The organism is Corynebacterium sp. 1103A (assembly GCF_055700955.1).
In genome coordinates, this window is sequence record NZ_JASTTF010000016.1 from 26928 (window position 1) to 52597 (window position 25670).

22 protein-coding genes, 1 tRNA gene, 1 other RNA gene and 1 pseudogene are annotated in these 25670 nt (G+C 67.0%); 16 read left to right on the forward strand and 9 right to left on the reverse strand.

Features of this window, described 5'->3' with window-relative positions; all coding sequences use genetic code 11:
• Positions 1-4 precede the first annotated feature (4 nt).
• The 5 genes and pseudogenes from QQS52_RS10400 to QQS52_RS10420 all read left to right on the forward strand — a co-directional run bounded on the left by QQS52_RS10400 (position 5) and on the right by QQS52_RS10420 (position 5333).
• Positions 5-1383: pseudogene (locus QQS52_RS10400) on the forward strand (NAD-dependent succinate-semialdehyde dehydrogenase).
• Between the two features lie 28 nt (positions 1384-1411).
• The gene (locus QQS52_RS10405) at positions 1412-2503 is read left to right on the forward strand and encodes an alkene reductase (protein ID WP_472773794.1); all 1092 of its coding nucleotides are present in this window, start codon (positions 1412-1414) and stop codon (positions 2501-2503) included.
• Between the two features lie 141 nt (positions 2504-2644).
• A complete protein-coding gene (locus QQS52_RS10410) occupies positions 2645-3538 on the forward strand; it encodes a lipase family alpha/beta hydrolase (protein ID WP_472773795.1) in 894 nt (297 codons plus the stop codon).
• Between the two features lie 36 nt (positions 3539-3574).
• Positions 3575-4390, forward strand: coding sequence for a serine hydrolase domain-containing protein (locus QQS52_RS10415; RefSeq protein WP_472773796.1), 816 nt, complete (start codon positions 3575-3577; stop codon positions 4388-4390).
• Positions 4391-4883: 493 nt separating this feature from the next.
• Complete coding sequence (locus QQS52_RS10420; RefSeq protein WP_472773797.1) at positions 4884-5333, forward strand: hypothetical protein; 450 nt, start codon at positions 4884-4886, stop codon at positions 5331-5333.
• Here the strand turns inward: QQS52_RS10420 and QQS52_RS10425 are convergent.
• On the reverse strand, positions 5304-6077 hold the full coding sequence (locus tag QQS52_RS10425; protein WP_472773798.1) for an HAD-IIA family hydrolase: 774 nt from the start codon (positions 6075-6077) through the stop codon (positions 5304-5306). The two genes, QQS52_RS10420 and QQS52_RS10425, sit on opposite strands and share 30 nt — an antisense overlap.
• A complete protein-coding gene (locus tag QQS52_RS10430; protein WP_472773799.1) occupies positions 6074-6376 on the reverse strand; it encodes an acyl carrier protein in 303 nt (100 codons plus the stop codon). The genes QQS52_RS10425 and QQS52_RS10430 overlap by 4 nt, the downstream gene beginning before the upstream one ends.
• 54 nt (positions 6377-6430) lie before the next feature.
• Here QQS52_RS10430 and QQS52_RS10435 point away from each other — a divergent pair, with 54 nt between their 5' ends.
• Positions 6431-7444, forward strand: coding sequence for an alpha/beta fold hydrolase (locus QQS52_RS10435; RefSeq protein ID WP_472773800.1), 1014 nt, complete (start codon positions 6431-6433; stop codon positions 7442-7444).
• Positions 7445-7534: 90 nt separating this feature from the next.
• Here QQS52_RS10435 and aceE read toward each other — a convergent pair whose 3' ends face one another.
• The gene (aceE, locus tag QQS52_RS10440; RefSeq protein WP_472773801.1) at positions 7535-10288 is read right to left on the reverse strand and encodes a pyruvate dehydrogenase (acetyl-transferring), homodimeric type; all 2754 of its coding nucleotides are present in this window, start codon (positions 10286-10288) and stop codon (positions 7535-7537) included.
• 291 nt (positions 10289-10579) lie between these two features.
• On the opposite strand from aceE, the gene QQS52_RS10445 reads away from it, so the two are divergent.
• On the forward strand, positions 10580-11008 hold the full coding sequence (locus tag QQS52_RS10445) for a DUF3052 domain-containing protein (RefSeq protein ID WP_472773802.1): 429 nt from the start codon (positions 10580-10582) through the stop codon (positions 11006-11008).
• An 81-nt stretch (positions 11009-11089) separates the two neighbouring features.
• A tRNA-Val gene (locus QQS52_RS10450) sits at positions 11090-11162 on the forward strand.
• A 93-nt stretch (positions 11163-11255) separates the two neighbouring features.
• Here QQS52_RS10450 and QQS52_RS10455 read toward each other — a convergent pair.
• Positions 11256-11597: an ArsR/SmtB family transcription factor gene (locus tag QQS52_RS10455; protein ID WP_472773803.1), complete on the reverse strand. Its 342-nt coding sequence runs from the start codon at positions 11595-11597 to the stop codon at positions 11256-11258.
• A gap of 102 nt (positions 11598-11699) precedes the next feature.
• On the opposite strand from QQS52_RS10455, the gene arsB reads away from it, so the two are divergent.
• Positions 11700-12749: an ACR3 family arsenite efflux transporter gene (gene arsB / locus QQS52_RS10460; protein ID WP_472773804.1), complete on the forward strand. Its 1050-nt coding sequence runs from the start codon at positions 11700-11702 to the stop codon at positions 12747-12749.
• Between the two features lie 18 nt (positions 12750-12767).
• On the opposite strand, the gene QQS52_RS10465 is transcribed toward arsB, so the two are convergent.
• Both QQS52_RS10465 and QQS52_RS10470 read right to left on the reverse strand, forming a co-directional pair.
• Positions 12768-13748, reverse strand: coding sequence for an SURF1 family cytochrome oxidase biogenesis protein (locus tag QQS52_RS10465; protein WP_472773826.1), 981 nt, complete (start codon positions 13746-13748; stop codon positions 12768-12770).
• A 53-nt stretch (positions 13749-13801) separates the two neighbouring features.
• Positions 13802-14296, reverse strand: a complete 495-nt coding sequence (locus tag QQS52_RS10470) for a low molecular weight protein-tyrosine-phosphatase (RefSeq protein WP_472773805.1) — start codon at positions 14294-14296, stop codon at positions 13802-13804.
• Positions 14297-14407: 111 nt separating this feature from the next.
• Between QQS52_RS10470 and QQS52_RS10475 the strand changes: the two genes are divergently transcribed.
• The 5 genes from QQS52_RS10475 to QQS52_RS10495 all read left to right on the forward strand — a co-directional run bounded on the left by QQS52_RS10475 (position 14408) and on the right by QQS52_RS10495 (position 19409).
• The gene (locus QQS52_RS10475; protein ID WP_472773806.1) at positions 14408-15553 is read left to right on the forward strand and encodes a Nif3-like dinuclear metal center hexameric protein; all 1146 of its coding nucleotides are present in this window, start codon (positions 14408-14410) and stop codon (positions 15551-15553) included.
• Positions 15554-15558: 5 nt separating this feature from the next.
• Positions 15559-16278, forward strand: coding sequence for a zinc ribbon domain-containing protein (locus QQS52_RS10480; protein ID WP_472773807.1), 720 nt, complete (start codon positions 15559-15561; stop codon positions 16276-16278).
• A gap of 12 nt (positions 16279-16290) precedes the next feature.
• Positions 16291-17463, forward strand: a complete 1173-nt coding sequence (locus tag QQS52_RS10485; protein WP_472773808.1) for a bifunctional RNase H/acid phosphatase — start codon at positions 16291-16293, stop codon at positions 17461-17463.
• 43 nt (positions 17464-17506) lie between these two features.
• Positions 17507-17923: RNase P RNA component class A (rnpB, locus tag QQS52_RS10490), an RNA gene on the forward strand.
• Between the two features lie 73 nt (positions 17924-17996).
• The gene (locus tag QQS52_RS10495; protein ID WP_472773809.1) at positions 17997-19409 is read left to right on the forward strand and encodes an RNB domain-containing ribonuclease; all 1413 of its coding nucleotides are present in this window, start codon (positions 17997-17999) and stop codon (positions 19407-19409) included.
• Positions 19410-19433: 24 nt separating this feature from the next.
• On the opposite strand, the gene QQS52_RS10500 is transcribed toward QQS52_RS10495, so the two are convergent.
• On the reverse strand, positions 19434-20705 hold the full coding sequence (locus QQS52_RS10500) for a galactokinase family protein (RefSeq protein WP_472773810.1): 1272 nt from the start codon (positions 20703-20705) through the stop codon (positions 19434-19436).
• 218 nt (positions 20706-20923) lie between these two features.
• Here QQS52_RS10500 and QQS52_RS10505 point away from each other — a divergent pair, with 218 nt between their 5' ends.
• A complete protein-coding gene (locus QQS52_RS10505) occupies positions 20924-21136 on the forward strand; it encodes a hypothetical protein (protein WP_472773811.1) in 213 nt (70 codons plus the stop codon).
• Between the two features lies 1 nt (position 21137).
• Here QQS52_RS10505 and QQS52_RS10510 read toward each other — a convergent pair whose 3' ends face one another.
• Together QQS52_RS10510 and QQS52_RS10515 are read right to left on the reverse strand one after the other, a co-directional pair.
• On the reverse strand, positions 21138-22883 hold the full coding sequence (locus tag QQS52_RS10510) for a CYTH and CHAD domain-containing protein (protein ID WP_472773812.1): 1746 nt from the start codon (positions 22881-22883) through the stop codon (positions 21138-21140).
• A gap of 149 nt (positions 22884-23032) precedes the next feature.
• Entirely contained in the window at positions 23033-24070 is a 1038-nt protein-coding gene (locus tag QQS52_RS10515) for a DUF2786 domain-containing protein (RefSeq protein ID WP_472773813.1), read from the reverse strand.
• Between the two features lie 228 nt (positions 24071-24298).
• Here QQS52_RS10515 and QQS52_RS10520 point away from each other — a divergent pair, with 228 nt between their 5' ends.
• Entirely contained in the window at positions 24299-25636 is a 1338-nt protein-coding gene (locus QQS52_RS10520; protein ID WP_070767733.1) for a glutamine synthetase family protein, read from the forward strand.
• Positions 25637-25670 lie beyond the last annotated feature (34 nt).

A 25670-nucleotide genomic window follows, 5' to 3' on the forward strand; every position in this document is an offset into this window, starting at 1 on the left:
GGGTATGTCACAGAACTACCGCGTTCAGAACCCCAAGACCGACGAAATCGAGCAGACCTTCGAGTTCGCCACCGACGCCGCCATCGGGCAGGCCATCACCGACTCGGCCGACGCCTTCCAGCAGTGGCGCCAGACCAGCTTCGATGAGCGCAAGAAGGTCCTCAACAACGCCGCGAACCTCCTACGCGAGCGCGCGCCCGAGCTGGCGGAAATCGCGGCGACCGAGATGGGCAAGGAGCTCGGCTCCGGTATTGGCGAGGTGAAGTACTCGGCCAAGATCCTGGACTACTACGCCGACAACGGCGCCGAGTTCGCTCAGGACGAAAAGATCCCGCACAGCGGCGGCACCGCCATCATGCGCCGCCTGCCGGTGGGCCCGCTGCTGGGCGTGATGCCGTGGAATTTCCCGTACTACCAAGTCGCCCGGTTTGCCGCGCCGAACCTGATGGTGGGCAACACGATCTTGCTCAAGCACGCTGAAATCTGCCCGCGCTCCTCGGCGGCGTTCGCGCAGATCCTTACCGAGGCCGGCCTGCCGGGGGCGCGTTCATTAACCTGTACGCCACCCACGACCAGGTCTCGACGATTATCGCCGACCCGCGGGTGCGCGGGGTCTCCCTGACCGGCTCGGAGCGCGCCGGATCGGCCGTGGCCGCGCAGGTGGGCAAGGCGCTGAAGAAGTGCGTGCTGGAGCTGGGCGGCACCGACGCCTACATCGTGCTGGACGCCGCCGACATCCCGGCCGCCGCCCGCCAGGCCTGGGACAAGCGCCTGGCGAACACCGGGCAGGCCTGCACCTCCAACAAGCGCATCATCGTGCTGGATGACATCTACGATGACTTCGTGGCGGAGATGGTGCGCATCGCGAAGGATTACCAGCCCGGCGACCCACTGGACGGCGCCGAGGGCAAGTACTACCCGCTGTCCTCGCGCGCGGCGGCCGAGACCCTCGACCAGCAGGTCAAAGAAGCCGTGGAGGCCGGCGCGCGCTTACACGTCGGCGGCGAGCTGGCCGAGGTCGGCGCTTACTATTCCCCGGCGGTGCTCACGGACGTGCCGGTCGGCTCGGAGTCCTACTACACCGAGTTCTTCGGCCCGGTGGCGGAAATCTACCGCGTCGGCAGCGAGGAGGAGGCCATCGCGCTGGCCAACGACTCCCGCTACGGCCTGGGCGGGGCGGTCTTCTCTGCGGACGAGGAGCGCGCCAAGCACGTCGCCTCCCAGATCGAGACCGGCATGATTCACGTCAACATCCCGCAGGCCTCGGCCCCCGAGCTGCCCTTCGGCGGGATTAAGAATTCCGGCTACGGCCGCGAGCTATCCCCTCTGGCCATGGACGAGTTCGTCAACAAGCAAACGTTCTACGTGAATGAAAAGGAATAAAATCTAGGGTTCGGAAGTTTGCTCCCACATGGATTCTTCGGTTCTTTTCGCGCCCTTAGAACTCGGGCGCCACACCCTGCCCAACCGCATCACGATGGCCGCCATGACCCGCCAGCGCGCCGGGCGCAGCGGCGTGCCGACCGAACTGCACACGCAGTACCACGCGCAGCGGGCATCGTTGGGGCTTATCGTGACGGAGGGCGTCTTCCCGTCGCTGGACTCGCGCGCCTTCCCCGGCCAGGCCGGCATCACTAACGATGCCCAGCAGGCCGGCTGGCAGCACGTCGCCGAGGCCGTCCACGCCTCCGATGGCGTGATGTTCATGCAGATCATGCATGGCGGCCGCGTGTGCCACCCGAACCTGACCGAGGGCGCGGAGCCGGTGGCCCCGTCCGCCATCTGCTCTGGCGCCCAGATCCACACCTTCGACGGCAAGCAGGACGCGGTGACCCCGCGGGAGCTGGAGGTCGCGGAGATGGAGCGCATCGTGGGCGATTTCCGGGCCGCGGCGCGCCGGGCTGTCGATGCCGGGGTGGATGGCATCGAGATCCACAACGCCAACGGCTACCTGCTGCACGAGTTCTTGGCTCCGTCGTCCAACCAACGCACGGATGATTTCGGCGGCAGCGTGGACAACCGACTGCGCTTCCCGCTGGCCGTGGCGCGGGCGGTCGTCGAGGAGATCGGCGCCGACCGTGTCGGCGTGCGCATCTCCCCGGAACACAACGTGCAGGGCGTTATTGAAGACGATCGCGCGGACGTGGCGGATGTCTATGGCCGCTTCGTCGACGAGCTGGCCGAGCTCGGGGTGGCCTATGTGTCCATCCTGCACTCCGACCCGACCGACGAGTTGGTCGCCGACCTGGCCCGCCGCGCCCGCCGCAACGGGCGCACGCGCGTGCTGATGAACAACGGGTTTGCCCAGCTGACCGAGCTGCCCGACGCCGAGGCCATGCAGCGGCTCGACTACGTCGATGCCGTCTCGGTGGGGCGCGAAATTATCGGCAATCCGGACATCGTGCGCCGCTGGAAGGAAGGGTTGGCGCTCAACACCCCGGAGCAGGCTACCTTCTACGCCAACGGCGCCCACGGGTACACGGATTACCCCTTCGCGGACTAGCGTGCGGGGTTGAGCCCGCCGTAGCTGGGCTTCGGGCATGACATCGGTCACTATTTGTTTTGTCAGGCCTGCCGCCAGCCTTCCCAGGCGATAGGATGAATTGAATTTTATTTAGCATCTCTCTTTGGGAAAGGGCATATTATGCGCACACAGCGTGGGGCAGTGGTGGCTGCCGTCGTGGTCGCCACCTTGGCGGCGGGGGCCGGGCAGGCGGCTGGGGCATCGGCAGCGCCGTTTGAGACCTCGGTGGACGAAAGCTTCGGTATCAACGACCCGACCTGCCAGCCCACCGGCGAGGTGGACGAGCCCGTCGTGCTGCTCCACGGCACCTCCGACAACTCCAGCAACTGGGAGAGCCTCATTCCGCAGCTGCAGGACGCCGGCATGTGCGTGTGGGCCTTCGACTACGGCGCCGACGACGTCACCCTGCAAAACGCCATCCCCTCCCTGAAGGCAATCGGCGACCTGGACGAGTCCGGCCGGGAGGTCGCCGAGCAGGTTCGCTACGTGCGTCAGGCCACCGGCTCGGACAAGGTCAACCTGGTCGGGCACAGCCAGGGCGGGATGCACACCAAGACCTACGAGCAGATCTACGGCGACGAGGGTACGGTCGCCCGGGTGGTGGCCATCGGCGGCAACTACCACGGCACCACGCTGGGCGGGGCGCTGGACTTCCTTGGGCCGATTATCACCGCCGTGCCGAACCTGGCGCGCTTTTTGGCCTCCACGGCCGCGATCCAGCAGGTGATTGGGTCGCCGTTTATCGAAAAGCTCAACGCCCTGCCGGATACCACCGCGGGAGTGAAGTACACCTCGATCTACTCGCCGGCGGATAAGACCGTGACGCCGAACAGCTCCTCGCAGTTGACGTCGGTCGAGGGCGCGGACGTCGTCAACGTCGACTTGGGCGAGACCTGCGGCGCGAGCCCCGAGCACCCGCAGTTGCCGCGCGACGCCTCCGCCCAGGCACTTATCCTGTGGGGCCTGCAGCGCGGCGCCGGCGAGCAGCCCGATGCCGCCGCGTGCGGCTCTTAAACCCTGACCGGCCGGGCCCCGGTACGCTGGGAAGGTATGAGTCTGCGTGAACATCTTGACCAGTGGCCCGTCGACAACGTTGCTGCGCAGGTTCTGCGCGGCGGCGAGGTAGTCGATTCGGTAGGGGATACCAGCCGGCGGTATTCGGTGGCGTCGGTGACCAAGCTCGTTGTCTCCTACGGGGTTATGCTCGCCGTCGAGGAGGGTGCAGTCGAGCTCGACCAGGCCGCCGGGCCCGAAGGCTCGACGCTGCGCCACCTGCTGACGCACGCCTCCGGGGTGGGCTTTGATTCCCGCGAGCCGCAGAAGCCGGTGGGCGAGCGGCGCATCTATTCCTCGGCCGGCTACGAGTGGGCGGCCGAGATCGTGGGAGCGGCGGCCGAGATGGACTTTGCCGACTACCTGCGCGAGGGCGTGCTCGAGCCGCTAGGCATGCGGGATACCGCGCTGGAGGGCTTGGCCGGCCACGGCTTGGTCTCCACCATCGACGACCTGGCCGCCTTCGCGCGCGAGGTGCTGAAACCACAGCTCCTGGACCCGTCGACGGTCGAGGAGATGCGGACGGTGCAGTTTCCGGAGCTGCGCGGCATCGTGCCCGGCTACGGGATGCATAAGCCCTGCCCGTGGGGGCTGGGCTTCGAGCTGCGCGGGTCGAAGGACCCGCACTGGACCGGGAAGAACATGCCGGAGGAGACCGCCGGGCACTTCGGGATGTCGGGGACCTACCTCTGGGTGGCAGGAGAGCACGCCATGGTCGCGCTGACCGACCGCGACTTCGGCGACTGGGCCAAGCCGCTGTGGGCCGAGACCAACGCGGCCATCTACGCCGAGCTGACCGGCCAGCCGGAATAGGCGCAGTGCAGACGGCGGGCTCTAGGGGGCGGCTCGGTCCCAGCGGAACAGCCTGCCGGAACAGCCTGCCGGGACAACCCGCCGGACCGCCGGAACAGCCTGCCGGGACAACCCGCCGGAACAGCCCGCCGGAACAGCCCGCCGGAACAGCCCGCGCCTGGGGCCCACGCCCCCCGGGGGTGGGGCTTAAGTTGTACTTGAGGTTGAGTAAACGGGGGATTGAAGTAGTGGTTTAGAGTTGCTGATGTGACGGGGGTGAGGGGAGACTAAGTCAGGTAACGCATTCGAGTTCGTTGGGGAAGACGATGCTCGTCTTGCGCCACTAAACGACGCCCCGGTTGCGCGTTTCTGGCAGGAGGTTCCGCCAGGGATTTCCGCCTGTCAGTGCGCAGCTTTTCGCACCTGGCTTTCGGCCCGCGTGCGGGCGCGGCACGGCAAATCCGTGCCGGGGAGGGCGTCGGTGGCGGGGCTACTCCGCGGAGGAGATTCGGCTTTGAGTACATGCGTAACACCCACTGGCATCGCCGCATCTTCGGCGGATGCCACTTCTTGGCCGGCCGGCCCCGTCGGGGTCGCGCCGCGAACGGCCGCGGCCGCGACGTGCACCACGGTCCTGCGGATTTCCGGCATGCCCGTGCGCCTGCGCCCGGTGATCGAGGATCTGATGGCGCGCGTCATCGAGTCCGAGTCCGAATTCGTCGTGCCCGGCGACGACCCCCTGACCGCCCAGTGGTGCACCCGCTGGCACAAGGACTACCCCGGTGACAATATCGTTGCGCTGGCCGCCGGCCGGGCCGCTGGCACGCCCTGCGGGGTCGGCTGCCGGCAGGTGCTGACCGGCACCCGTGAGGAGTTGACTGACTTTGCCGCCGAGCTGAGCCAGCTGGCGGGCGCTTATGGCTTTAGCGCGCAGCTAGAAGGGTTCGAGGACGTTGCCGGCTAGGTCGGCAACCGAGTCACGCACCGCCGTGGGGCGGTAGGGGTAGCGGGTGACCTCGGCATCGTCAGTAATGCCGGAGCGCACCAGCACGGTGCGCAAACCAGCCTCGATGCCGGCCTTGACGTCGGTGTCCATGCGATCACCAATCATCACGGTGTCCTCCGAATGGGCGCCGATGTGGTTCAGCGCCGAGCGCATCATCACCGGGTTCGGCTTGCCGATGTAGTACGGCTGACGGCCCGTGGCCGTCGTAATCAGCGCGGCGACCGAGCCCGTGGCCGGCAGCACGCCCTGCGGGGCGGGACCGGTCACGTCCGGGTTGGTAGCAATGAACCGCGAGCCGCCCCGGATCAGGTTGATGGCGGTGGTGATCGCCTCGAAGGAATACGTGCGGGTCTCGCCCAGCACGACGAACTCCGGGTCCGCGTCGGTGAGGATCCAGCCGGCTTCGTGCAGGGCGGTGGTCAGCCCGGACTCGCCGATGACGTAGGCGGTGCCGTCCCTGACCTGCGTGGACAGGAAGGTCGCGGTGGCGGTCGCCGAGGTCCAGATGCGTTCCGGCGGGATGCGCAGGCCCGTATTCGCCAGTCGCGCGGACAGGTCCCGCGGCGTGGACATGGAGTTGTTGGTCAGCACCATGAACTCGATGCCGTTGTCGTAGAGGGCCTGCAGGAAGCGGTCGGCGCCGGGGACCATCTCGCCTTCGCGGATGAGCACGCCGTCCATGTCAGACAGGTAAGAAATCATTGGTGGTCCTCCACATACTGCACGAAATCGCCGACGGTCGAAAAGCCTAGGACGGTCTCCTCGTCGAGTCGGACCTTGAATTTTTCTTCGGCCTTGACAGTCAGCTCGATCATCGTCAGTGAGCGCAGGTCGACGTCCGGGAGCGCCTTATCGCGCTCGATGTCGTCGGCATTCACCCCCGTGACCGATTCGATGAGCTGGCACAGCTCGCCGTAGGTGTCGCCCGCCGAGGAAGTGGACACCTCGGCCGGGCCGGAGGAAAAGTGCGCCTGAAGTTGCGCGGTGAGATCGTTGGCCATGGGACCTAGTCTAGTAGGTTAAACGCGGCGGTTCGGATAGGATTATTACTCAACATGAGAAGGAGATACCAGGCCGAGCTCATCGCTCGCAGTTGGGGCAAGCGGTTCCTGCCGTCCGGCCGCCGGCAGCTGCGCAAAGCCTACGAGCAACTGCACGATCACCGCACTGCGCCGGGGCTTACCCACCTGCTAGCGGAGGGGACCAGCACGGGCAACGGCATCGATATCGCCTGGTATGAGGCAGGCGCTGACGATGCCGACGTCACCGTCGTCTTCATCCACGGCTACACCCTGGCCGCCGAGAGCTTCTACGAGCAGGTCGACTACCTGCGCGAGCACTACCCACGGGCCAAAAGCCTGCTGGTTGACCTGCGCGGGCACGGGCAATCGGCCACGGCGCCCAGCGAGGACTGCTCGATTAGCTCGGCGGCCGACGACGTGCTCGCCGTCGTGCGCGAGCGCGCCCCGCACGGCCGGCTGGTCATCGTCGGGCACTCCCTGGGCGGGATGGTCGCGCTCAACCTGATTCGGCGCTGCGACGCCAAGACCTACGGGCGCATCGATAGCGCTTTGCTGGTCTCGACCTCCATGCGCCGGTTCTCCGCGCGCGGGGTGGCCCTGGTGCTGAACTCGGCGCTGATGCACGGGCTGTACAAGGCCTGCAACCGCCTGCCAGAGAAGATGAACAACATGCGCTACGAGGTCGCCCAGTTCGCCGCGCCCGTGCTGGCGCTGCTGGCGGCGGGCTTTCCGCGGATGGAGCGCATCCAATTCCACGCCGCGATGCTGCTGGATACCCCGCTGGATTCCTTCGTCGGATTCTTCGACGACCTGGTGGAGCACCGCGAGTTCGCCGCGCAGGAGCGCCTGTCCGGCCTGCCGGGCACCGTCGTCGTCGGCGGGCTGGATATCGTCACCCCGCGCAGCCAGTCCGAGGTCATCCTGAACCACTGGCCGCAGGCCGACCTCGAGATCGTCGAAGAGTCCGGGCACATGGTCATCCTGGAGGAACCGGAGAAGGTCGCCGAGTGCCTGAGCCGGCTCCTCGACAACTACAGCGACGTCTAGGCCGGTCTTTCGGCCCGAGGCAGCACGAAGCCCCACCTCCTGCAGTGCTGTTAAGCGCTAGGAAGTGGGGCTTTTGCCGGCTTAGCGGGATTATTCGCTGTCGCTCGGGGTGGTGCTGGTCGGGTCGTCCAGCTTGAGGTCGCTGGCGGCCTTCTTTACCACGTCGCGGTCAACCTTGCCGTCGCGGGCCAAGCCCTCCAGGACGCCGACGACGATGGACTCGGCATCGGTGTTGAAGTAGCGGCGAGCGGCCTCGCGGGTATCGGAGAAACCGAAGCCGTCCGCGCCTAGCACGATGTAAGTTCCCGGCACGTAGGGGCGAATCTGTTCCTGCAGGTCCGTGGCGAAGTCGGACACACCGACGAACGGGCCCTCGTGATCCTTGAGCTGCTTGGTGGCGAAAGCCTCGGTCGGCTCGCTGCCGGTACGCAGGGCCTCCTGGTTGCGGCGGGCGCCATCGCGGGCCAGCTCGGTCCAGGAGGTCACGGAGAACAACTTGGCCTTGACATCGTAGTCCCGGGCCAGGATCTCCTGGGCCTTGAGGGCCTCGTGCACGCCCACGCCGGAAGCCAGGATGTTGGCCGGCAGGGAGCCGCCCTCGGCGGTGTTGTAGTGGTAGATACCGCCGTGCAGGCCCTCGACGTCCAAGTCCTCCGGAGCGGCCGGCTGGTGGACCGGCTCGTTGTAGACGGTGAGGTAGTAGATGACGTTCTCGCCCTCGCCCTCGCCGTACATGCGCTCGATGCCGCGGTGGACCAGGTGGGCCACCTCGAAGCTGAACGCCGGATCGTAGGAGACGATGGCCGGGTTGGTCGAGGCCAGGACCGGGGAGTGGCCGTCCATGTGCTGCAGGCCCTCACCGGTCAGGGTGGTGCGGCCGGCGGTAGCGCCGATGAGGAAGCCGCGGCCCATCTGGTCGGCGACGGCCCAGAAGGCGTCGCCAGTGCGCTGGAAGCCGAACATCGAGTAGAAGATGTACAGCGGGATCATCGGCTCACCCTGGGTGGCGTACGAGGTCGCCGCCGCGGTGAAGCTGGCGGACGCGCCGGCCTCGGAGATGCCCTCGTGCAGGATCTGGCCGTCAGTGGCCTCGCGGTAGGACAGCATCAGGTCGTGGTCCACCGGCACGTAGTTCTGGCCGCGCGGGTTCCAGATCTTCAGCGTCGGGAACCAGGAGTCCATGCCGAAAGTACGGGCCTCGTCCGGGATGATAGGCACGACGCGCTTGCCCAGCTCCTTGTCGCGCATGAGCTCCTTGAAGGTGCGCACCAGCGCCATGGTAGTGGCCACTTCCTGCTTGCCGGAGCCCTTCATCACGGACCGCAGCTTGGACAGCTCCGGCACCTTCAGCGGGGTGTAGTCCACGCGGCGCTCCGGCAGGAAGCCGCCGAGCTCCTTGCGGCGCTCGAGCATGTACTTGACCTCCGGGGCGTCGTTGCCCGGGTGGAAGTACGGCGGCAGGTACGGATCCTTTTCCAGCTCCTCGTCGGAGATCGGGATGTCCTGCTTGTCGCGGAAGAGCTTCAGGTCCTCCAGCGTCAGCTTCTTCATCTGGTGGGTGGCGTTGCGGCCCTCGAAGTTGTGGCCCAGGCCGTAGCCCTTGATGGTGTGCGCCAGGATGACGGTCGGCTTGCCGGTGCCGTGGTTGTCCAGCGCCTGCGCGTAAGCGGCGTAGATCTTGCGGTAGTCGTGGCCGCCGCGGCGCAGGGACCAGATCTCGTCGTCGGAGAGATCCTCGACCAGCTTCAGGGTGCGCTCGTCGCGGCCGAAGAAGTGCTCGCGGACGTAGGCGCCATCGTTAGCCTTGAAGGTCTGGTAGTCGCCGTCGGAGGTGGTGTTCATGACGTTGACCAGGGCGCCGTCCTTGTCGGCCTCGAGCAGCTTGTCCCAGCCTCGGCCCCAGATAACCTTGATGACGGACCAGCCGGCGCCGCGGAAGAAGGACTCCAGCTCCTGGATGATTTGGGTGTTGCCGCGGACCGGGCCGTCCAAGCGCTGCAGGTTGCAGTTGACCACGAAGGTCAAGTTGTCCAGCTCGTAGAGCGAGGCCATCTGCAGCAGGCCACGGGACTCGGGCTCGTCCATCTCGCCGTCGCCCAGGAAGGCCCAGACGTGCTGCTTGGAGGTGTCCTTGATGCCGCGCTGCTCCAGGTACTTGTTGAAGCGGGCCTGGTAGATGGCGTTGGCCGGGCCCAGACCCATGGACACGGTCGGGAACTCCCAGAACCACGGCATCGGGCGCGGGTGCGGGTAGGACGGCAGGCCCTCGCCCTCGCCGCGGGAGACCTCCTGGCGGAAGCCGTCCAGGTCGTCCTCGGTAAGGCGGCCTTCCAGGTAGGCGCGGGCGTACATACCCGGGGAAGCGTGGCCCTGGAAGAAAATCTGGTCGCCGCCGGACGGATCATCCTTGCCCTTGAAGAAGTGGTTCAGGCCGACCTCGTAGAGCGGGGCCGCGCCGGCGTAGGTGGAGATGTGGCCGCCCACGCCGATGCCCGGGCGCTGCGCGCGGTGCACCATGATGGCGGCGTTCCAGCGAATCCAGCGGCGGTAGCGCTTCTCCAGCTCCTCGTCGCCCGGGAATTCCGGCTCCAGCGAGGTCGGGATGGTGTTGACGAAGTCCGTCGAGGTCAGCGCGGGCAGCTGCACGCGCTTAGCGGTGGCGCGCTCCAACAGGCGGAGCATGAGGTAGCGGGCGCGTTCCGGATCGGAAGAGTCCAGCAGGCCGTCGAGGGACTGCATCCACTCGCGGGTTTCTTCCGGGTCCTTATCGTGCAGGTAAGACGCGACGCCGTCGCGAATCAGCGGGAAGTTGGAGTCCCCCTGCAGGGCGTCCTTTTCAGCCATTAAAAGCCTCCTGAAGTAAGTTAAGCACTTTGCCGTCCAGAATACGCGCTTTATCTCCGCGCGCGCGGGACGGGCCGTTGCAAATCGTACCTACCCTTTTATTTGTGCCGTTGTGCAGTGGGAATGGAGAATCTGTGAAGCCTGTTAAGTCGCGCACTGGGAAGGGGCGGAAACCGCAACTAGGGCACAATTAGGGCGACAGTGAGAAAACTGCAGTATTAAGCGGTAGAGTGCTACCTGACACAGCCTGGTGAAGCGCCAGGACCCTAAACACACAGGAGGACAATTTCAGTGGCGGACGCTGCGGGCGTAACCAACGACCATGCTGACTACGCGAAGGTGCTGGGCATCGACAAAGGCATGGTTGCCCTAGAGCTCGGATGGGACGAGGATTGCGATCCGGCAATCTCCGAATCCGTCGAAGACGTCATCGGGGAAGATTTCCTCGAAGAAGAAAATGACGAACTGTGTGACGCCGTCGTGCTGTGGTGGCGCGACGGGGACGGAGACCTGGTTGACGGGCTGGTCGACTCCCTGCGCCCGCTGGGCGCGGGCGGGGTCATCTGGCTGCTGACCCCGGGTGCGGGCAAGCCGGGCACCGTCGCCCCGGGCGAAATCTCCGAGTCCGCCCAGCAGGCCGGCCTGGTCCAGACCAAGGCGGAGCGCCTCGGCGACTGGCAGGGCAGCTGCCTGGTCGGTCGCGGCTACACCAAGAAATAAAACCCCACCGCCAGCTGGCGGGGTGAATTTGCACTAGCTCGCGGCGTCGGGCTAGTCTTTGTAAAGCGCTTTTCGCGCATTGCGGCTTTAGCTCAGCTGGAAGAGCAATTGGTTTACACCCAATAGGTCACAGGTTCGAGCCCTGTAGGCCGCACAGAATTAAAGGCCCTTCCCGGTTATCTGGGGAGGGCCTTCTGCAGCTCAATACCCTTGCATGGCACCTGGCGAGGGGTGGGGCTCGCCGTTCCTAGCCGATCTGGAGTACGCCGCGCAGGTCGGCGAAGGCGTCTGGGGCCACCTCGTGGACGACGCGGCGGCCGTGGCGGCGGCGGTGGAGGAGGCCGGCATCGCAGAGCTTTTTAAGGTGGTAGGACACGGTTGATTGCGACATCCCCAGCATCTCGGTGAGGGCGGTGACGTCCGTGGGTGGGCAGCCGGCGGCGCCTAGGTGGGTCAGGATTGTCAGCCGGGCGGGATCGCCCAAGACCTTGAAGGTGGTGGCGTAGCGGTTGGCCTCGGCATCGCTGAGCAGCCCGCTGCCAAGCGCGCAACACTCGGGCTGGGGGTGCGGGGGCGTGTGACAGGACATGGTGCTAAGGATAGCGCTCCGGTGCTGTTGACCGCGGTGGGACGGCGCGATAGCTTAATATCGATAAACGTCGATATTTAAAGACTTGGAAAGCTGGTACGCATGCCCTCTGCCGCGCGGATGTCCTTCCTTGACCGATACTTGCCCGTCTGGATCCTGGCCGCGATGCTCCTCGGCGTCGCTCTTAGTCACTGGGCGCCCGGGCTCAGCCGCGTACTGGAGTCCTGGGAGATGGGCGGGGTCTCGCTGCCCATCGCCATCGGCCTGCTGGTGATGATGTACCCGCCTTTGGCGAAGGTGCGCTACGACAAGGCCAAGCGGATCGCCGCCGACGCCCGCCTGATGGGGCTGTCCATCGTGCTCAATTGGTTGGTGGGCCCCGCCCTGATGTTCGCGCTGGCGTGGATTTTCCTGGCCGATGAACCGGCGCTGCGTACCGGTGTGATCATCGTGGGCCTGGCCAGGTGTATTGCAATGGTCCTGGTCTGGTCGGACCTGTCCTGCGCGGATCGCGATGCCACCGCCGTCCTCGTCGCGGTCAACTCCCTGTTCCAGATCGCGATGTTCGGGGTCCTCGGTTGGTTTTACCTCGAGGTCCTACCCGGCTGGCTGGGCTGGCACACAGTCAGCGCGGAGTTTTCGTTGAGTGCCATCGTGCGATCCGTGCTCGTCTTTCTGGGCATCCCGCTGGTGGCCGGCGTCGTCACCCGGATAGTGGGGGAACGGGCGAAGGGACGCTCGTGGTACGAAGAGAAATTTCTCCCCAAGATTTCTCCGCTGGCGCTCATCGGCCTGCTATATACCATCGTTTTGCTGTTTACCCTCCAGGGCCAGCGGGTGGTGGACAACCCGTGGGCGGTCGCTCGGGTGGCGCTGCCTCTCGTTGCCTACTTCCTGCTGATGTTCGCCGTAGCACTGGCACTGGTCAAGGCCGTGGGTATGGGCTATGAGCAGTCGGCATCGGTGGCGTTTACTGCGGCGGGCAACAATTTCGAGCTGGCTATCGCCGTGGCGATTGGCACTTTCGGGGCGGCCTCGGGCGAAGCGCTCGCCGGTACCATCGGGCCGCTGGTCGAGGTTCCCGTCCTTGTGGCGCTCGTTTTCGTCGCGCGCTGGCTACGCCCGGTGCTCTTCGAGCGCGCGGAGGTCTAGGTTTGCGTGCGTTGCGCGCTAGAACCTCTCCTTGTTTCGCTTGGCGAACTTCGAGTAGAAGTCCGGCTTGGAGTCTCCGTAGCGGGCGCGCATGCGGCGCTCGTGGGCCTCGGCGGCCTCGGCCTTGGCGTCCGCGGTCTCCGGCGCGGCGGCTGCGGTCGAACCAGCGGTTGCGGCCGGGTCAGTGGCCGGGCCACCTTGCGCGTCGGCGGCGTCCAGCTGGGCCATCTCGGCTTCTTCGTCGCGGACGCGGCGCCGCTCGCGGATCTCGGCCCAGACGAAATAGCCCAGGCCCAGCGGGGCCATGATGCCGAAGGCTATCCACTGGAAGCCGTAGGACAGGTGGTTGCCGCGATCCATCTGCGGGATCGGGATGGGGTTGAGCACGCCCGGCTGATCCTCGGTGAGCTGGACGTAGTCGAGTCCGAGGTTGGCATCGATAAGCTTGCCGACCTGGGGTGGGTTGATGGAATAGACTTGGGGGTAGCCGTCGCGCTCGACGGGGGCGGAGGAATGCTCGGCCTCGTGCTGGCGGACCATGCCGATGATCTCCTGCGGCCCGCTGGGGGCGGGGGCGATTTCCGGCACGGCGTTGGCCTCGCCGGCCGGTACCCAGCCGCGGTTGACCAGGATGGTCTGGCCGCCGTCGGTGCGGAAAGGGACCAGGGACTGGTAGGACGGCCCGGAGGCCACCGGCCGCAGGCGCACCAGCACCTCGTCGTCCGGCAGGTACTGCCCGCGCAGGATAACGCGCGACCACTCCTCGCCGCCTTCGATGGCGCCGTTATCACCCAGGATTTCGTCCGCCGGGACAGGATCCTTCTCATAGGCGGCGGTGATGTGCTCATTGCGCTCGACGATGTCGTCGTCCTTGCCCAGCTGCCAGGGTGCTAGCACCGTGAAGGCCAGGTAGGAAAACACGATCACGAACAGCAGCAGGAAAACCCAGCTGGGCTTGAGGAAAGTCTTCCACCATGCTGTCTGCTGCCGCGCGCGCACCGGCTCGCTGTCCGGCGCCGTCTGCTTAGTCCGAGTACCCACGAATGCCCAGTCTAGTCACGGGCATGGTCGCGAATCCAAGCCATGAGCCCGTCGGCGGCGGCCTCGATGGCTTGGCGGGTGCGGGCGAAATCCTCCTCGTTGCCGTAGAAGGGATCCTCCACCGAGGACCCTGGGGCGGAATCCGGGTCGAAGTCGCGCAGCAGGACGACCTTGTCCGGAGCCGGGGCCTGGTCGCGCAGGGTGGCCAAGTGGCCGGTATCCAGGGCGACGATGAGGTCGGCGTCTAGGTCCTCGGCGGCCAGCTGGCTGGCGCGGTGGGCGCTGCCGTCGTAGCCGCCGCGGCGCAGCTCGGCGATGGCGCGCTTGTCGGCGCCTTGGCCGACGTGCCAGCCGCCGAGGCCGCAGGAGGTGATGCGCGCGGCATCGTCAAGCCCGGCGGACTCCACGGCGTCGTGGATGATGACCTCGGCCATGGGGGAGCGGCAGATATTGCCCGTGCAGACGAAGACGATGTGGAGGCGGGGATCAGTCTCAGAAACAACCATCAGCGGGGAATTCTCACCTTTAGCTCGATTAGTGGGGGCTGCTTACACAACCGTAGAACGCAGTTAGGATATACCTTTAGGACCTGCCAACGCTAAAGGAGCATAAAAAGTATGACCACTACGGCCACCGTGGGAGAAGTCTGTCACCACCTGGATTCGGCCTACCCGCCGGCGCTGGCGGAAAAATGGGACGCCGTCGGCCTGGTCTGCGGCGACCCGGACGCCCCGGTCACCAAGGTGGCCTTCGCCTTGGACTGCACGCTTGAGGTCGCCCAGGCGGCGGTCGATGCCGGCGCGCAGCTGCTCGTCGTCCACCACCCGCTGCTGCTGCGCGGGGTGACCTCGGTGGCCGCGAACACGCCGAAGGGCAAGGTCGTCCACACCCTGCTCAGCGGGGGCGTGGCTTTGTATGCCGCCCACACCAACGCCGACTCCGCCCGGCCCGGCGTCAACGACAAGCTGGCCGAGCTGGTCGGCATCACCCCGGGCCGGCCCATCGTGGTCAAGGACCCGGACGTGATAGACAAGTGGGGCGTGCACGTGCCGGCCGACGCTGCCGACCGGGTCAAGGAGGCCCTCTTCGCCGCCGGGGGCGGCCAGATTGGCAACTACCGCGCCTGCTCATTCGACATCGCCGGCACCGGCCAGTTCGAGCCTCTGCCAGGGGCCAACCCCACCGAGGGCGAGATCGGCACCCTCCACCGAGGGGCCGAGACCCGCGTGGAATTTGTCGCGCCTTCGTCCCGGCGCAGCGCCATCCGGGCCGCGCTTATCGATGCCCACCCCTACGAGGTCCCCGCCTACGACGTCATGGAGACCGCCAACCCTGTGGACCTGGAGCAGGCCTGCGGCCTGGGGCGGGTGGGCCGCCTGCCGGATCCGATGACACTGCGGGAGTTTACCCAGCAGGTGGCCAACGCCCTGCCGGAGACCGTCTGGGGCGTGCGCGCGGCCGGGGATCCGGACCAGCTCATCCAGACCGTGGCTGTTAGCTCCGGTGCCGGCGATAGCTTCCTGGACCAGGCGGCTAAACTAGGCGTCGACGTGTACGTGACCTCGGATCTGCGGCACCACCCCGTCGACGAGCACCTGCGCGCCGGCGGCCCCGCGGTCATCGACACCGCGCACTGGGCCAGCGAGTTCCCCTGGACTTACCAGGCACGCGACATGGTCGCCGGCAAGACCGGGCTAGACTGCGAAGTCCTAGAAATTCGCACCGATCCGTGGACCGTGTCGCTACATTCGGAAGGAGAATAAAGAACATGAAGCTGCAACCTGAGAGCCAGGCCGTGCTGCTGAAGCTGGCCAATCTGCAGCGCGCCGTCGACTTCGGCGCCGAGGAGTGCCAGAGCCCGGAGCAGGAGGAGCTGGCTAGCGCCGAGCGCGAGTACGCCCGCCTGGTGGATTCCGCCGGATCCGCCCAAATGGCCGTGGACGATATGGAAAACGAGATACTGCGCATCCAGGCCGACGAACGCAAGCTGCGCGCCCGCGAGCGCGACGACCGCAAGCAGCTGTCCGCCGAGCTGGATCCGGACAAGCGCCGCGACTTGGAGCACGACCGCTACGCGGCGAAGTCGCGCATCGCTGACCTGATGAGCGAACTGCAGGAAGCCCACAACGAGATCCACGCCCTGCGCAACAACCGCGACTCCCAGGGCGCGCAGCGCGACGAGGCCGCCCGCAAGCTCGACGTGGCCCGCCGCGCCGCGGAGGCCGCCCAGGCTGCGACCGCCAACCAGCCGGCCCCGCGCGTGGAAATCGAGCAGCTGCGCGGTCAGCTGCCGGGCGAGGCGCTGCGGATTTTCGACGACCAGCGCGCCGAAAACAACGTCGGTGCCGCCGAGTTTAAGGCGCAGAAGTCCTGCGGCGGCTGCTTCATCGTGCTCCCGCCGGCGGACCAGTCCGCGGTGCGCAACGCGCCGGACGACGAAGTCCCGCAGTGCCCCGAGTGCGGCACCTACCTCATCCGACAGTCCTAGGCGGCCGGTGCCATGAAGGTAATCATCTACGCCGACGGCGGATCCCGCGGCAACCCCGGGGTGGCCGGCTCCGGCACGGTCGTCTACGCCGCCGACGGCCGCGAGGTGCTGCGCACCATCGCCTACGTGGTCGGCACGCAGTCGACCAATAACGTCGCCGAGTACAACGGCCTGCTGCGCGGGCTCGAGGCCGCCCGCGAGCTGGGTGCCACCGAGGTCGAGTTCTACATGGACTCCAAGCTCGTCGTCGAGCAGATGAACGGGCGCTGGAAGATCAAGCACCCCGACATGCAGAAGCTGGCCATGCAGGCGCACAAGCTGGTAGCCGGCCTGGACGACTTCCAGCTGGCCTGGGTGCCGCGCGCCAAGAACAAGGTCGCCGACGCCCTGTCCAACGACGCCATGGACGCGGCGGCCGCCGGCCACGCGGTCGGCATCGTCGGCGGCATCGAGGGCGATGCGGGTACGGGCGACCACGCCGCGGGCACGACCGAGCACGGCGGACCGGCGCCCAACGACTGGCTGGGCGAGCGCGGGGAAACCACGCGGCTGGTGCTGCTGCGCCACGGGCAAACCAAGATGTCGGCGCAGCGCCAGTACTCCGGACACTCCAACCCGCCCCTGACCGAGCTCGGCCGCCGCCAGGCCCTAGCCGCCGCGCAGGCCCTAGCCAGCAGCTTCGGCACGGGCGAGGACGGCCAGGTCGCGGCGGTGGTGGCCTCCCCGTTGGCCCGGTGCCAGGAAACCGCCCGGGCCGTCGGCGAGGTCCTGAGCCTGGACGTGGGCACCGACGACGGGCTCATCGAGCTCGACTTCGGCGCCTGGGAGAAGCTGACCTTTAACCAGGCCCACGAGCGCGACCCGCAACTGCACGCTAAGTGGCTGGAAGACACCGCGGTATCCACGCCGGGCGGGGAATCCCTGCAGCAGCTGCACCGCCGGGTGCGCCAGGCGCGGAAGAAGCTAGTCAAGCGCTATGCGGGCAAGACCATCGTGCTGGTGAGCCACGTCAACCCGATCAAGTCGCTTGTCGCGCAGGGCCTGGGCGGCGGGCCCAGCCTGTTCGATCGCTTCTTTTTGGATCTTGCCTCGCTGTCCGAGGTGGAGTTCTGGGACGACGGCGCTCTGGTGCGCTGCGTCAACGACGCCGGCCACCTGTCCGGGCTAGATGCGGGCCAGAGCTAATTTTCACGCCGGCCCGCGCGCGGACTAGACTAAAGCGCGCGAATGAGTCGGCCGGGTAAACGCGGCAAATGAACCGCCCCACGCGTTGGGGCAGGCAGGCGCCGAGGAAAGTCCGGACTCCACAGAGCACGGTGGTTGCTAACAGCAACCCGGGGCAACCCGCGGGCAAGTGCAACAGAAAGTAGACCGCCTGGAGCAATCCAGGTAAGGGTGAAACGGTGCGTTAAGAGCGCACCAGCACCCCAGGTGACTGGGGCGGCTGGGTAAACCCCACCGGGAGCAAGGCATCACGGCCTGCCTTTTGGGCAGGCCCGATCAGGTGTTTGAGGGCTGCTCGCCCGAGCCTGAAGGTAGCTGCTTGAGGCGGCCAGCAATGGTCGACCCAGATGGATGTTTACCACGCCGGGGACGGGCAACCGCCCCGCGCGGACAGAATCCGGCTCACAGGCCGGCTCATTCGCCCCACACCTTTCCATTTTCCGTCGCTCACACTGGCGCGCGGGAGTGGGGCGCCTGTGGAACAATGAGCCGGTATGAAGCTGTATGCTGCGCCGCTGGACTTTGATAACGTCGCCGCGGAATTCCAGGTCTCCCGCGACTTCAACGAACACGTCACCGACCAGGCCCGCGCGGCGGTCGATCAATTTGCCGCCAGCCGCCGAGACGCCCGCGACCTGCCGTTGGTCACCATCGACCCGCCGGGCTCCAAGGACCTGGACCAAGCCGTCTACATCACCAGCGGGACCGCGGGCGGCTACCACGTCTACTACGCCATTGCCGACGTGGGCGCCTGGCTGGGCGGGGCCGGCGAAGGGGCGCCGGCGGCCGTGCACGCGGAGTCCATGGCCCGCGGCCAGACCATCTACCTGCCGGATTCGCCGGCCCGCCTGCACCCGCCCGTGCTGTCTGAGGACCGCGCGTCCCTGCTGGAGGGCGTGGACCGGCCGGCCGTGCTCTTCAGCTTCGGCCTGGACACGGACGGGGAGGTGACCGACTTCTTCGTCGAGCGCGCCCTCGTACGCTCCCGGGCGCGGCTGGACTACGACGGCGTCCACGAGGACCTAGTACACGGGCGGATGAACTCGGCCATCCGCCTGCTGCCGGAGGTAGGTCAGCTGCGGCAGGCCTCCGCGCTGCGGCGCGAGGCGATTTCGCTGCGCATCCCGTCGCAGCGGGTCGTCGAAGACGCCGACGGGCGCTTCGAGCTAGAGATCGAGCCGCGCCACGAGGTCATGGACTATAACTCCGAGATTTCCCTGATGGCCGGCATGTGCGCGGGCCAGCTTATGCACAGCCACGGCGTGGGTTTCCTGCGCACCCTGCCAGGTGCCAGCCCCGAGGCCGAGGAGGAGTTCCGCGCCGAGGCCCGCGCCCTAGGCTTCGAGTTGAACGAGCTTAGCATCTCCGAGTTCCTGCGCGGGGTGGATGCCAGCTCACCTCGGGGGATGGCGGTCATGCGCGAGGCTCTGCGGCTACTGCGCGGGGCGGACTACGCCCTGCTGGGGCGAGACGAGGGGCAGATCCACGCGGGCATCGGCGGCTATTACGCGCACGTGACCGCGCCGCTGCGCCGGCTCATCGACCGGTTCGGATTGGAGGTCTGCCTGGCTATCTGCGCCGGCACCGACGTCCCCGAGTGGGGGCAGGCGGACGGTGAGGAGGCGGTGGCATCGATGCGGCGGAGCTCCCAGTTGGCCTCCCAGGTGGACAAGGCGTGCCTGCAGCTGACCGAGGCCACGGTCCTGGAGCCGTGGGTGGGCACGAACTTCTCGGCGGTGGTGCTCTCCAGCAACGCCGAGCGCGAGACCGCCCGCCTTTTGGTCAACGAGCCCCCGGTCATCGGGCAGTGCGTGGGCGCGCCCGAGCCGGGCAGCGAGACCTCGGTTTCCCTGGTCACCGCGGAGCCGGAAGAGCGCGCGGTGCGATTCGCCTGGCCGGCTGACTAGAACCGGCCGACTAGGACCGGTCGATTAGGCGGCGGGCTCGCCGGGGTTGACCGGGACGACGAGCAGGCCGTCGTCGGCGAGATCCTGAGAGAAATTCTGCGCGCGTTCGGCGGGCACGTAGGCGATGACCGAGTTGGCCACGCCGGCCGCGGCCGCTCGGGCTTCCACCGCGCCGCGGGCCGTGACCAGCTCGGCGACCTCGGCAGCCACCGGCAGGTGGTAGATGCTGCCCAGCGCCGATTGCGACTGGTGGAGGAGCGGCAGCAAGTCCGCGCCGCGGCGGGAGCGCAGCGAGCGCGCGATGCCCAGGGCGCGGTCGGTCTCGGCGGCGTAGAAACCGAGCCAGCTGGCGGCATCGGCGTGCTCGGGGTGATCCTGTTCCGGGTGCACCTCGTGGACCGCGTCCAACCAGTCCAGAACGCGCGAGGACGCGTCCGGCAGCAGGCGCAGGCTCTCCGTGCCGAAAGCGTGGCAGGCGTTGTCGACGAAGCGCTGGCGGATGCGCAGGTCAACCCCAATCTGCGGGTCCGGGGTGGAGTCCGGGACCGCGACGAGGAAGGCGTGCAGCTTGTCGCCCAGCGGGTGCGGGGCCTGGGTAACGGAACCGTCGGCGTAGTCGATGATGGAAACCTGCCGGCCGTTGCCGCGCAGGGCCGCGGTGTGGCGGGCGCGCAGCGCCGGCAGGGCGGCGAAGGAATTGACGGCTTGGGAGCAGACCTCGGCTAGGCGGGCGCGCAGCGGGGCATCGTGGGGATCCTCGTTGCCGCCCAGCATGGCTAGGGCCACGGCGACATCGGCGGCCGCCAGTCCACCCAGGCCGGAGTAAGCAGGGATGTCAGTGACCACGGTGATGTCCACTCCGGTGGTCTCGCGGGAGAGCAACTGCCGGGAGACCATTGTGCTGACCACGCCGCCGAAGCGCTCGGCCAGCCCACCCGTCGGGAACGGCGGCGGGACCGGCTGGCCAGCCTCGTCGACGCCGGGCTGCTGCGCCGCGGCCAGCTGGGACAGGGTGTCGAGCGTCGTCGATTCCTCGCGCACCTGGGGTTCGCCGGGGCCGTCGACGCGGTAGGTCACGGTGATGGTTGAATCCTCGCGCGGGCTAACCGCCGCGGCGGCGCGCAGATCTGAAAGCCCTGCGGCAACGATGCCCCCGTAGTGGTCAACGTGCTCACCGATGAGCAGCCAGGTCGCCGGTGCGCTCGCCACGTGGGCGGCTTCTACACCCACGCGTTGGTGGTGGGCGGCGCGGGCTTTGTCGACGACATGGTCGGTCGGGGCGGGCCAAAATGGCATTGCGGGGGATACTCCTTCATTAGCGGTCGCACTCGCCGGCCCAGCGCCAGCGACCTCGGTGACGAAGATTCAGCGGGGATGAGGCGCGGGCGGGCGAGAAGTCCTAACAGAAACATTCTAGCGGCGCGGACAACTCCCGATGAGTACTGTGGGATCCCGCGGGCGATAACCCGCGCTAAATCGCTTAATAACCCCCGTCAACCAAGGAGGATTAGCCCATGGCCGAGCAGGATTCGCGATGGTATTTCAACCCGTCTACCGGTGAAGTCACCCAGGGGCCGCAGGATTCCTGGGACAACCGGATGGGGCCGTACTCGTCCGAGGAAGAGGCCCGCAACGCGCTCAAGACCGCGGCGGAGCGCAACGCCGCGGCCGATGAAGCCGAGGAAGCAGAAGACGACTGGGGCAAGCCCGCCCAGTGGGATAAGTAATCTACTTCAGCTTCTTCTTCAGCGGCTTGAACGCCGCCTTAATCTGGTCGAAGGACTCGGAGTAGTCCTCCAATGCCTCCAGGCCAATCTGGCGTTCGCGCTGGTACAGCAGCCCGTAGCCGAAGGTGTCCTCGCCCCGGCTGCGGGCTGCTTGCGCGAGCTCTAGCAGCTTGTCGCGGGAGGTCACCGAGTCCTGGAAGTCGCCCAGCACCGACTGCATCTGCTTGCAGGCCTTGTACAGGCGCTTGGTCTTGAGCTTGGTCGCCGAGCCCGCCGCCTCAGCGGCGTAGCGCAGTTTCTTGGCGGCCTTGCGCATGTCGTGGAAGTAATCTTCGCGCTCGTGCAGGCTGAGCTCTTCATTATCCCAGTTGGAAACCGCCTTTTCGTGGCGCTTGACCAGCTTGCGGTAGGCCTTGGCCAGGTGCCGCGCCATGACGGTTTCCATGTCCTCGGGCTCGGCCTGCTCAGCCTGCTCGGTCTGCTTGGTCTGCTCGGCCTGTTCGGACTTGTCGGACTCCGCCTCGGCAGGGGCAATTTCCGCGGGCGCGGCGGAGGTGGTGTCCTCGCCGCCGGCCGGGGCAGGGGCATCGGCGGCCGCCTCCGGCTCGGTTTCGGCCGGCTGAGCCTCCACGACGGGCGGGTGGGCAAGCAGCTGGTCGAGGGAGTCGAGCAGCTCGAGGTAGCGGTCGGAGTTGAGGGCGCCAATGACGCGACGGTGGGCGCGGCGGTAGGCGGTGCCCATGTCGTGGGCGATGTGCCGGCGGGTGGTCTCATCTAGGGTGTCGGAGTCTTCCTCCTCCAGCAGGGACTGCCAGCGTTCCTCGACGACCTCGGCGTCGCGGGCAACGCCCAGCATGCCGGCCAGCTCCTTCAGGTTGGCCTCGATCTTTTCGATCTCTGGGCCGGCCACGATCCCGTGGAAGGTCTGCAGGTGGCTGCGCAGCTCGCGGGTGGCCACGCGCATCTGGTGGACGGAATCCCACTCGTCGGCGCGGACCTTCGGGTCGTATTCGACCAGCTTGTCGCGGTTGGCCTGCAGAGCCTCGACGACGGCGGCGGCCGGGGAGTCTTCCTCCACGTCCGGGGTGCGCAGGGCCGGGGGAAGCGGAGCCTGGTCCTTGGAGCGGCCGAGGGCAGACGACAGCTTCGACGGGGAGGCAGACACCCGGGCCCCGGCGCCGATGAGCAGGGAGGTAGCAGAGCGGATGAGCTCGCTGCCGCGGTCGGTGCCGGCGGTTTCCGCGGCCAGCTCCAGCTCCCACTCGCGCCAGGTGGACTGCTGGCCGCCGGGCAGGAAGCTCCAGGCGGTGACGTGGTCGTCGCAGAACTCGGCGACCGGGCGGCCGTCGTTGCCCAGCAGCAGGGTCTCGGTGCGGTTGTTATCAACCTGGGCGATGGGGGAGACCGGGTGGTTGCGCACGATGGCGCGCACATGGCTGAGCAGTTCCGCCGGGACGCGGTATTCGCCGTCGACGGGCTCGCCGAGCTCGGCGCGGACCTCGGTGCGGCCGGTCGAGCCGGGCAGCTTGATGTGCCAGCCGTCGTCCTTGCCGCCGGTGCGGCGCCGCAGGGTGATCTTGTTGCGGGTCAGCCGCAGGTCCTCGGTGTCGTAGTAGATGGCGGATAGGGACTGTTCGGTGGATGCCCCATACCCGGCGACGTGGGCCAGGCGCGTCAGATCCGGGGTGGGGGTGGATTCCGCGACTGCGAACTTCGTCTCGATCTCGAGGAAACTGCTGGTTGCCATGGGTGCCCTTTCCTTGTAAAGACTGCTGTGCCTATTAGCTGCGATCATACCCGGCTAAATATTGCTCCGTACCGGGGCCATCACCCGCCGGCGCGGAATCCGGAAAACGTGGGCAACCACCGGGCCCGCCTGAGGCCCCACAACGGGGGCTAGGCGCTCAGCGCGCGCTGGTGGGGCGCGAGTCCGGAGGAGTCGCCGCTTAAGTGGGAGCGTTCCGCGGCGCTGGCCCCGGCGCCGGCGCCCAGCGGGTTGTTCATCGACAGGCTCGACTGGCTGGTGTGCGGGTAGACCTGCTGCAGTGCGTCCTGGGCGGCGGCCATGCGCTCGGCTAGGACGGGCAGGAGGCCGTCGCCATCCGGGTCCCCGTCGGCGTTGGCCGCACCGACGCGGTTGGCCTCCTCGAGGAGCTCGGAAATGCGCGCGGCATAGGACAAGCGGAAGCTGCGGCGGTAAGAGGCGGTCTGGCTGAAGTACTTGGCCATTTCCGCGTCCGCGCCGTTGCGCATGTGCCAATCGCACTGGCGGTTGAGGTTGGCAAACAGGTCCACGGTATGCGCGCAGTCGTCGGGAGCGCCCACCAGCACGGCCAGGCCGCGCTTGTCCACCAGCAAGGCGGTGACCGAGTTCGCCGCGGCGATAACACTGAGCAGTACAGCCTGGTAGGCCACCCAGGGCGCATGCAGGTGCACGCGGTGGGCAATACAAGGCATTTCTGTCTCCGCGCCGGCGGAGGCCTCCGCTAGGCGGTATTCCTGCCGCAGCTGCTGTGCCTTGGCGATGAGCGTTTCCGCCTCGTCCAGAAACTCGGTGGACTCGGCCTTGCGCAACAGGGCGTCCACCTTGCCGGCGGCCTTGCGTTGCGCCGACGTCATGGCGGCCTCGGCGGCCTGAGAAGGATCCAGAAGCTCCCAGTCGGGCAGGCTGGGCAGGGACTTGAAATCCTCAAAGAGCTGGTCGATGGCCTTGTCCGGGACGGTGGGATCGGTCGGCGGGCCGATGGTCAACCAGGCGTGCCGCAGTGCCGGGCTGGTCACATGTGCCGGGATGCGGGCGGCGGCGTAAAAGACCGTCTGGTGGGTATAGGGCCCGCAGATGTGGATCAGATCCTCCGGCCGCCAGCCGGCGCGGGCGACGAGGATGAGGAAGTCGGCTAATTGCTCAAGGCGGCGGTGGTAGCTAAAACGCATGGGCTAAAAGTTCCTTTCGTTGTTTAGGGTCTAAAATTCCCAAATTCAGTAGGTGCTGCGGTGGCCTTATCCGACCACGCGGGCCAAGGGGCACTGGCAGCCGCTTCCCCTGCTGGCCACCCCCGCTTACTGGCCGCAGGCGGGCAATGTGACCACCCTGCAATGGCCCACCGGACTGGTCCGCGACAAAGCCCGCTTTGGTGAGCCCGGCCTACTAAGGTGGGTTCCATGAACAGCCAACATGAATTCGTGCTGCGTACCGTCGAAGAGCGGGATATCCGGTTTATTCGCCTGTGGTTCACCGATATCCTGGGCGCGCTCAAGTCCGTGGTGATGAGCCCGTCCGAGCTGGAATCCGCCTTCGAGGAAGGCGTGGGCTTTGACGGATCCTCCGTGGAAGGTTTTTCGCGCATCTCGGAATCCGACACAATCGCGCTGCCGGATCCGTCTACGTTCCAGATCATGCCCTTCGACCGCGACGAGCCGGAGCTGCAGTCCGCGCGGATGTTTTGCGACATCGCCCAGCCCGATGGGCAGCCGTCGATGGTGGACCCGCGCCACATCCTGCGCCGGCAGGTCACCGCGGCGGCCAACGAGGGTTTTACCTGCATGGCCTCGCCGGAAATCGAGTTCTACCTACTGCAGCAGCGTCCCGAGGCAGAAGACCTGCTGCCGACCGATAACGGCGGCTATTTCGACCAGGCCACCCAGGATGCCGCCCCGCGCTTCCGCCGCCAGGCCATGTTGTACCTGGAGGAACTCGGCATCGCCACGGAGTTTAGCCACCACGAGACCGCGCCGGGCCAGCAGGAGATCGACCTGCGGCACGCGGACGTTATCACCATGGCGGATTCCATCATGACCTTCCGCTACGTCATCAAGAAGGTCGCCGCCGACCTGGGCGTGCGCGGCACGTTCATGCCCAAGCCCTTCGAGGAATACTCCGGCTCCGGAATGCACACCCACCTTTCCCTGTTCGAGGGCGAGTCCAACGCCTTCCACGACCCGGACGATGAGTTTTCGCTGTCGACGACGGCCAAGCAGTTCATCGCCGGCATCCTGGAGCACGCCAATGAGATGTCCGCGGTGACAAACCAGTGGGTCAACTCGTATAAGCGCCTGATGTTCGGCTCGGAGGCCCCGGGCTCGGCGACCTGGGGCGTGTCCAACCGCTCGGCGCTGGTGCGCGTGCCGACCTACCGGCTGACCAAGGAGGAGTCGCGCCGGGTGGAGATCCGATCGGTGGATTCCGCGATGAACCCCTACCTGGGCTACGCCGTCCTGCTGGCTGCCGGGCTCAAGGGCATCCGGGAGGGCTACGAGCTGGGCGACCCGGCCGAGGACGACGTGCACCAGCTGACGCGCCGAGAGCGCCGGGCGATGGGCTACAAGGACCTGCCCATGTCGCTGGACCAGGCGCTGCGCCACCTGGAAAAGTCCGATTTCATGGCCGAGGTCATGGGTGAGCACGTCTTCGAGTTCTTCCTGCGCTCGAAGTGGGATGAGTGGCACGCCTACCAGCGCCAGATCACCTCCTTCGAGCTGCGCCACAACCTGAACTACTAAGCCTTTAACAACCAAGCGAAAGGGGCAATTGACT

Coding starts and splice junctions, on each gene's coding strand:
- QQS52_RS10405 (WP_472773794.1), top strand. CDS start 1,412: ATGGATTCTTCGGTTCTTTTCGCGCCCTTAGAACTCGGGCGCCACACC.
- QQS52_RS10410 (WP_472773795.1), top strand. CDS start 2,645: ATGCGCACACAGCGTGGGGCAGTGGTGGCTGCCGTCGTGGTCGCCACC.
- QQS52_RS10415 (WP_472773796.1), top strand. CDS start 3,575: ATGAGTCTGCGTGAACATCTTGACCAGTGGCCCGTCGACAACGTTGCT.
- QQS52_RS10425 (WP_472773798.1), bottom strand. CDS start 6,077: ATGATTTCTTACCTGTCTGACATGGACGGCGTGCTCATCCGCGAAGGC.
- QQS52_RS10430 (WP_472773799.1), bottom strand. CDS start 6,376: ATGGCCAACGATCTCACCGCGCAACTTCAGGCGCACTTTTCCTCCGGC.
- QQS52_RS10435 (WP_472773800.1), top strand. CDS start 6,431: ATGAGAAGGAGATACCAGGCCGAGCTCATCGCTCGCAGTTGGGGCAAG.
- aceE (WP_472773801.1), bottom strand. CDS start 10,288: ATGGCTGAAAAGGACGCCCTGCAGGGGGACTCCAACTTCCCGCTGATT.
- QQS52_RS10455 (WP_472773803.1), bottom strand. CDS start 11,597: ATGTCCTGTCACACGCCCCCGCACCCCCAGCCCGAGTGTTGCGCGCTT.
- arsB (WP_472773804.1), top strand. CDS start 11,700: ATGCCCTCTGCCGCGCGGATGTCCTTCCTTGACCGATACTTGCCCGTC.
- QQS52_RS10470 (WP_472773805.1), bottom strand. CDS start 14,296: ATGGTTGTTTCTGAGACTGATCCCCGCCTCCACATCGTCTTCGTCTGC.
- QQS52_RS10475 (WP_472773806.1), top strand. CDS start 14,408: ATGACCACTACGGCCACCGTGGGAGAAGTCTGTCACCACCTGGATTCG.
- QQS52_RS10480 (WP_472773807.1), top strand. CDS start 15,559: ATGAAGCTGCAACCTGAGAGCCAGGCCGTGCTGCTGAAGCTGGCCAAT.
- QQS52_RS10485 (WP_472773808.1), top strand. CDS start 16,291: ATGAAGGTAATCATCTACGCCGACGGCGGATCCCGCGGCAACCCCGGG.
- QQS52_RS10495 (WP_472773809.1), top strand. CDS start 17,997: ATGAAGCTGTATGCTGCGCCGCTGGACTTTGATAACGTCGCCGCGGAA.
- QQS52_RS10500 (WP_472773810.1), bottom strand. CDS start 20,705: ATGCCATTTTGGCCCGCCCCGACCGACCATGTCGTCGACAAAGCCCGC.
- QQS52_RS10505 (WP_472773811.1), top strand. CDS start 20,924: ATGGCCGAGCAGGATTCGCGATGGTATTTCAACCCGTCTACCGGTGAA.
- QQS52_RS10510 (WP_472773812.1), bottom strand. CDS start 22,883: ATGGCAACCAGCAGTTTCCTCGAGATCGAGACGAAGTTCGCAGTCGCG.
- QQS52_RS10515 (WP_472773813.1), bottom strand. CDS start 24,070: ATGCGTTTTAGCTACCACCGCCGCCTTGAGCAATTAGCCGACTTCCTC.
- QQS52_RS10520 (WP_070767733.1), top strand. CDS start 24,299: ATGAACAGCCAACATGAATTCGTGCTGCGTACCGTCGAAGAGCGGGAT.